The organism is Mesorhizobium sp. (genome assembly GCF_004962925.1).
GTDB lineage: Bacteria > Pseudomonadota > Alphaproteobacteria > Rhizobiales > Rhizobiaceae > Mesorhizobium.
On the sequence record NZ_SUEO01000296.1, the window covers coordinates 1 to 6,305 of the forward strand.

7 protein-coding genes are annotated in these 6,305 nt (G+C 63.0%); 4 read left to right on the forward strand and 3 right to left on the reverse strand.

Annotation, left to right across the window (positions count from 1 at the left end):
- The first annotated feature begins 232 nt into the window (after window positions 1-232).
- Genes E5W87_RS33120 through E5W87_RS33135 form a run of 4 tightly spaced genes read left to right on the forward strand, consistent with a single transcriptional unit; the run spans window position 233 to window position 4,362 of the window.
- Window positions 233-769 carry a tripartite tricarboxylate transporter TctB family protein gene (locus E5W87_RS33120; RefSeq protein ID WP_292407469.1) on the forward strand — a complete coding sequence of 179 codons (537 nt, stop codon included), beginning with the start codon at window positions 233-235 and terminating at the stop codon, window positions 767-769.
- 4 nt (window positions 770-773) lie between these two features.
- Complete coding sequence (locus tag E5W87_RS33125; protein ID WP_292407472.1) at window positions 774-2,297, forward strand: tripartite tricarboxylate transporter permease; 1,524 nt, start codon at window positions 774-776, stop codon at window positions 2,295-2,297.
- Window positions 2,298-2,312: 15 nt separating this feature from the next.
- Window positions 2,313-3,497, forward strand: a complete 1,185-nt coding sequence (locus E5W87_RS33130; RefSeq protein WP_292407475.1) for a CoA transferase — start codon at window positions 2,313-2,315, stop codon at window positions 3,495-3,497.
- A 13-nt stretch (window positions 3,498-3,510) separates the two neighbouring features.
- On the forward strand, window positions 3,511-4,362 hold the full coding sequence (locus tag E5W87_RS33135) for a citryl-CoA lyase (protein ID WP_292407478.1): 852 nt from the start codon (window positions 3,511-3,513) through the stop codon (window positions 4,360-4,362).
- Here E5W87_RS33135 and E5W87_RS33140 read toward each other — a convergent pair.
- The 3 genes from E5W87_RS33140 to E5W87_RS33150 form a co-directional block, all read right to left on the reverse strand.
- Window positions 4,308-4,847 carry an NUDIX hydrolase gene (locus E5W87_RS33140; RefSeq protein ID WP_292407481.1) on the reverse strand — a complete coding sequence of 180 codons (540 nt, stop codon included), beginning with the start codon at window positions 4,845-4,847 and terminating at the stop codon, window positions 4,308-4,310. The genes E5W87_RS33135 and E5W87_RS33140 overlap by 55 nt on opposite strands.
- Window positions 4,848-4,980: 133 nt before the next feature.
- The gene (locus E5W87_RS33145) at window positions 4,981-5,286 is read right to left on the reverse strand and encodes a hypothetical protein (RefSeq protein ID WP_292407484.1); all 306 of its coding nucleotides are present in this window, start codon (window positions 5,284-5,286) and stop codon (window positions 4,981-4,983) included.
- A 519-nt stretch (window positions 5,287-5,805) separates the two neighbouring features.
- Window positions 5,806-6,305: hypothetical protein (locus tag E5W87_RS33150; protein ID WP_292407487.1), on the reverse strand; the 500-nt coding region annotated here is incomplete at its 5' end.

The following is a 6,305-nucleotide window of genomic DNA, read 5'->3' on the forward strand; positions in this document are numbered from 1 at the left end:
CAACTGGACGCAAATCCTGCTCACCGGCGACGACTATGCGAAATTCCTCGCCGAAGACACGACCAGGATCGCGGCCATCCTCAAGGACCTCGGCCTTGCCTGATGCCCTCGGAGAGGGGGTGGCCTGCGCCGCCCCTTTCCGATGTTCGCCAGCCGCATGGACATACGATCCAGCGCGGGTGAAACTGCGGTGAGGTCGGCTGTGGAGACCGGCTATCCAGGGAGGACGATCATGAGCACCAGCGACCAGCAGGCGGCGCGGCCGCGCCTTGCCGTGCCCGAATTGCTGATCGGCATCGGGCTTCTCGCTTGCGCCGGCGCGGTAGCCTGGCAGACGCTGTCGATCCCTGTGTCGCCGCTCTACTCCAAGGTCGGCCCGACCGTCTTTCCCTACATCACAATGGTCGGCATGACGGTCCTCTCCGTCTTGCTGATCGTCGCTGCCCTGCGGGGCGGCTGGCAACCGGAGGAAGAAAAGGAAACGCCGACCGACTGGAAGGCGATGGGCATCGTCGCCGTCGGACTGGTCGCGAACCTTGTGCTGATCCAGCCACTTGGCTTCACCGCGGCCTCGGTGATCATGTTCGTTCTCATCTGCCATGGGTTCGGCAGCAGACGTCCGCTCCGTGACGTGCTGCTCGGCCTGATCCTGGCGCTTGCCGCCTATTTCGGCTTCGCCAGGGCGCTCGGCGTCAATATCGGCGCCGGCTTCATAGAGAACCAGCTGAACACGGTTCTCGATTCGATTATCCGTATGTTGAGGGTGTGACGCCATGGAAACGCTTGGCCATCTCGCACATGGATTTTCGGTCGCTTTTACGCCGGTCAATCTCATGTGGTGCCTGCTCGGCACGACGCTGGGGACCGCGATCGGCGTGCTGCCCGGCCTCGGACCGGCGCTGACAATCGCCCTGCTTTTGCCGATTACTTATCAGGTGGCGCCGGAAGCGTCCTTCATTCTGTTTGCCGGCATCTATTACGGCGCCATGTATGGCGGTTCGACGACATCGATCCTGCTCAATACGCCTGGCGAAAGTGCTACCATCGTCACTGCGCTGGAAGGCAACAGGATGGCCCGTTCCGGCCGCGGCGGCGCGGCGCTTGCCACCTCGGCGATCGGCTCCTTCGTTGCCGGCACACTCGGCACGCTCGGCGTCGCCTTCCTGGCCCCGGTCGTGGTCAAATTCGCGCTGTCTTTCGGCCCGGCCGAATATTTTTCGCTGATGGTGCTGGCCTTCATCACGGTTTCGGCGGTGCTCGGCTCGTCGTCGGTGCGCGGCCTAACCAGCCTGTTCGCCGGCTTCGTCATCGGCATGATCGGCGTTGACCTGCAGACCGGCCAGCCGCGCTTCACGTTCGGCATGAGCCAGTTGCTCGACGGCGTTGATGTGATCGTCGTCGCCGTCGGCCTCTTTGCGGTCGGCGAGACGCTCTACATGGCCTCGCGCCGCTATGCCGGCAAGGACGAGATCGTGCCGCTGAGGGGATCGCTCTACATGACGGCGGCCGAATGGGCACGCTCGTGGAAGGCTTGGCTGCGCGGCACCCTGCTTGGCTTCCCGATCGGCGCCTTGCCGGCCGGCGGCGCCGAGATCCCGACCTTCCTGTCCTACGCGATCGAGAAGAAGCTCTCCAAACACAAGGAGGAGTTCGGCACGGTCGGCGCCATCGAAGGCGTTGCCGGCCCGGAAGCCGCCAACAACGCATCGGCCGCCGGCGTGCTGGTACCGATGCTGACGCTGGGCCTGCCAACCTCGGCGACGGCCGCGATCATGCTGTCAGCCTTTCAGAGCTATGGCATCAATCCCGGGCCGATGCTGTTCATGACGCAGGCCAATCTGGTCTGGGGGCTGATCGCCAGCCTGTTCATCGCCAATGTCATCCTCGTCATCCTCAACCTGCCGCTGATCGGGTTATGGGTGCGGCTGCTGAAAATCCCGGCGCCTCAGCTCTATGCCGGCATCCTGGTGTTCGCCACTGTCGGCACTTACGGCATTTCGCAGTCGCCGACCGACCTCGTCATCCTCTCTCTGCTCGGCGCGGCCGGATGCCTGATGCGGCGCTTCGATTTCCCGACGGCGCCGGTCATCATTGGCATGATCCTCTGGCCGCTCGCCGAAGCGCAGTTCCGCCGGGCGATGACCATCTCGAACGGCGACTGGTCGGTGTTCTACAAGCATCCTCTGTCGCTGACGCTGCTGACGCTGGCGTTCATCGGGCTGGTTGGGCCGCATATCTACGCTTACGTCGAGCGCAGGCGCCTGCGCGGACCGGAGCATGTGCCGGGCGATGCTTGATCGATTTATGACATCATGACCGATCTGCTGTCCGGTATCCGCATCCTCGACCTGACCAATGTCCTGGCCGGCCCCTACTGCGCCTATCAGTTGGCGCTGCTCGGGGCCGACGTGATTAAGGTCGAAGCGCCGCAAGGCGGCGATCTGGCACGCCAGCTCGGCGGCTCGCCGGAACTCAACAGCACCGGCATGGGCGCTTCGTTCCTGGCGCAGAACGCCGGCAAACGATCGGTGGTGCTCGATCTCAAGAAAGAGGCCGATCGCGAACGCTTCCTCGATCTGGTCGCCTCCGCCGACGCGCTGGTCGAGAATTTCCGCCCCGGCGTGATGGACCGGCTGGGGCTCGGCTGTGCGAGGCTGAAAGAGGTCCGCCCCAGCCTTGTCTATTGCGCGATTTCGGGCTTCGGCCAGACCGGGCCGATGCGCGACAATCCTGCCTACGACCAGATCATACAGGGCCTGTCCGGCATCATGAGCATCACCGGCACACCAGAGACCGCGCCGTTGCGGGTCGGTTATCCCGTCGCCGACACGCTGGGCGGGCTGGTCGGGGCTTTTGCCATCACTGCTGCACTTGTGAGGCAGAAGACGACAGGCGAGGGCGCCTTTCTCGACGTATCGATGCTCGAATGCACGCTCTCCGCGCTGGGCTGGCCGGTCTCCAACTATCTGACAGCGGATGTCGAGCCGCAGCCGATGGGCAATGAGAACATGACGGCAGCACCTTCCGGAACGTTTCGCACCGGCGACGGTCTGCTCAACATCGCAGCCAACAAGCAGGAGCAGTTCGTCACGCTCTGCCGGCTGATCGGGCTGCCCGACCTGGCATCGGATCCGCGCTTTGCCGAGCGCGAGACGCGCAAGCGCAACCGCATCGCCTTGAAGTCGCTGATCGAGGATGCCCTGGCGAGCGGCTCGGCCGCGGCCTGGGAGGAGACGCTCAATCGCGCAGGCGTGCCGGCGGGCAGGGTGTTGACGATCCCGCAGGTGCTGGCCGAGCAGCAAGTGATCGGGCGCGACATGACCACCCGTTTCGAGGGCATATCGAAGATGGACCGGCCGCTGACCGTCGTGCGCGGCGGGTTCATGGTTGATGGTGCAGCACCCTTGCCGACCAAGCCGCCACCGGCGCTGGGCGAACATATGGACGAGGTGTTTGCAAGTCTGCCACCCCGCGCAAAAACGAGAGCGCGGGCATGAGCGGCGCGAGACCATGAGCAACGTTGGGAAAAAGACCGGCCGCGAGCGCGGCGAGGAATGGTGGCAGACCGATATCATTGAAATGCGCCCCGGCGTGATCCGGCTGCGCGGCTATGAGATCCAGGATCTGATCGGCCGCGTCAGCTTTCCGGCGATGATCTGGCTGATGCTGCGCGGCGAACTGCCTGGCGAGGAGCAGGCAGCGCTGCTCGGCATCGCGCTTGGAGCCGCCGTCGACCATGGGCCGCAGGCGCCGTCGATCGCCATTGCCCGGATGGCTGCTACCTGCGGCGTCGGCATCAACAGCGCCATGGCCTCAGCCATCAATGTGCTTGGCGACGTGCATGGCGGCGCCGGCGAACAGGCGCTTGCCTTCTACGGCGACATCGCCGTGGCACTGGACGGAGGCATGACGCTTGCGGATGCCGTCGCGGCGCGGCTCGATCGTTTCTTGGCCGAGGAAAAATCCTATGTGCCGGGGCTCGGCCATCGCTTCCATCCGGTCGATCCACGGGCGCCGCGCCTCATCGAGCTGACCCGCGATTTTGCCGCGCGCGGCATCGTCAGCGGACGTTTTGCCGACATCGCCGAGGCTGTTGAGGCCGAGGTCGCGCGGCGCAAGGGCAAGAAAATTCCCCTCAACATCGACGGCGCCACCGCTGTCATCTATGGCGAGCTCGGTTTTCCGCCGCCGCTGACACGCGGCCTTTTCGTGCTGTCGCGCTCCGTCGGCATATTGGCGCATGCGTGGGAGCAGTCGCAGCAGAGCGACCGCAACAAGGGGCCGCTGCCGCGCGAATGGTTGTGGGCCTATACCGGCACGTCAGTGCGGCCTTTCCCTCCGGGAGACGACGATTCCAAATGAGGCCCTGGTTCAAGCTCGCTAGCGGGCGCAGTTTGGGGGACCTTCAAGTTCTTCAGCAGCGTTGAAAGACCGGGCTCGTCGATAAGCACTGCTGCGTCTTCCGGCGTCAACCATGCCCGCTGCCGCCTTTTGGCTTCCTGCCAGTTGGCCAGTTCCTCGGTCACCGCGAGCAGATAGACGGTGACGTCGACGCGAACGAACCGGTTCGTCAGCCGCTTCCAGTAGGAATAGGTGCCGGCCGGCTGCTTCAGCGTCTTGCCGAGGACGCCGGCTTCCTCCTGCGCTTCGATGGTGGCTGCCTTGCGCCCGCTCTTACCCTTCATGGGCCAGCCCTTGGGTACGATAAAGCGCCTTGTCGATATCGAGGTGACCAGCATCACCTCGACGTCACCATGCTCGCTCAGCCGAAAAGGAATAGCCGCGACCTGACGGATCCGCTCCCCTTTCCTTGCCTTGCGTACGACCTTCTTCTTGGTGGCTGCCATTCCCGACGATCCAATCAGGGCAGTGCCCAAGCACAAAGGCACGTTGCGAAATCAAAACCGCCTTTGATGTTACTTCAAGAACAGCGGCGTTCAAGTATATAAGTCGGCTAAATAAATGAAAAGCGCCGGCTCATCAGCGGCAGGTGCTGATAAAGCGGCTGCCCGACCGCTGCAACTGGCAAGTAGGCCTCATCTGCTGCACATCAGGCCGTTGCGACGGCGCGATCTCCCGATCCTGGGCACGGAACTGCTGTTGCTGCTGCTGATATTGCTGGCGCCGCAGCCTGTTCTCGAGCATCTGCAATTCGTTTTGCCGGACCAGCGCGTTGCGGTCGGCGGGGTTGAGGACCTGTGCCAGGGCGGCCGGGCTTGCGCCCAGCAACGTCGCCGTTGCCAGCATTGCCGACATCAAGATCATCGAAAGACGAAGCGGCGACATCCATTCATTCCCGCACGAAAACAGAACCTTGCAATCATATAGGGCGTTTGTCCGGTGATGCCACGGTTAAAGCCTCGCCGGAGCGGATTTGGTGCGTTTGCCTGCCTGCGCTCAAATCCGCATCCCCTGCACACGATCGCAGCATAGTCGTCATTTGACGACTATGAAATCTCAGGCGTTTTGAGCAGTGTCCGTAGCGCAACACTTCGATTCCTTCAGGTGGAAGGTTCAAATATTCCGATTCCATCCGGTACAAGTTAATGTATTCTAATCAAGCTCGAGCTTCCAAGACGAATCGGAGGCTGACCTTAGTGCGTTGAGTTTTATTGCGAATACCAAGCATTTTTTACTGCCTAAGCAGACGTGGCGGCGGCGCTGGACTCAAAGGATGGGTTGGAGCGTCGCGATCTAGGGGGTGAATGCATGGCTTTGTTCTCAAAGCATTCTTCCGCGCGTTCTGCGCGGCGTCGGTTCATCGATAGGGAAACAACTTCGGCGCAAAGCGCTGCCGACATGACCTCAAATAGAGGAATCGCGTCGGCACGAGAAATCGCGCGCCGCGCGAACCAACGCATTCTGCCGAGCCATCTGGCGCTCCTGCTTGGCGCGACGGCGCTGGCTGGGCTCATTCCGCTTTCCGCTGGCGTCGTTCATGCACAGGTCGTGATCAATCACGACGGCGCGCCCGGCGACGACGGCGCCGATGTCATCGGAGACGCCGACGCCGACGATGGTCACGCGCCAAGCGGCCCCGTGAACTACATCAACAATGCACCGGTCTATTCCCCAGGCAGCGCCTTTGTTGGCAGCGCCAGGGGTGGCCGAGGCGGGGATGGCGGCACAGCCCTCAATTTCGTGATAGGCATTCCTCCGGTCGAGATCCAAGGCGGCGACGGGGGTAACGGCGCAGCCGGTGGCGTCGTCGATATCACCAATACCGCCGTCCTTGGAACATCTGGAAATTCTGGACATGGCGTGGCCGCGGATGCCAGCGGCGGAAATGGCGGTGATGCTGGATG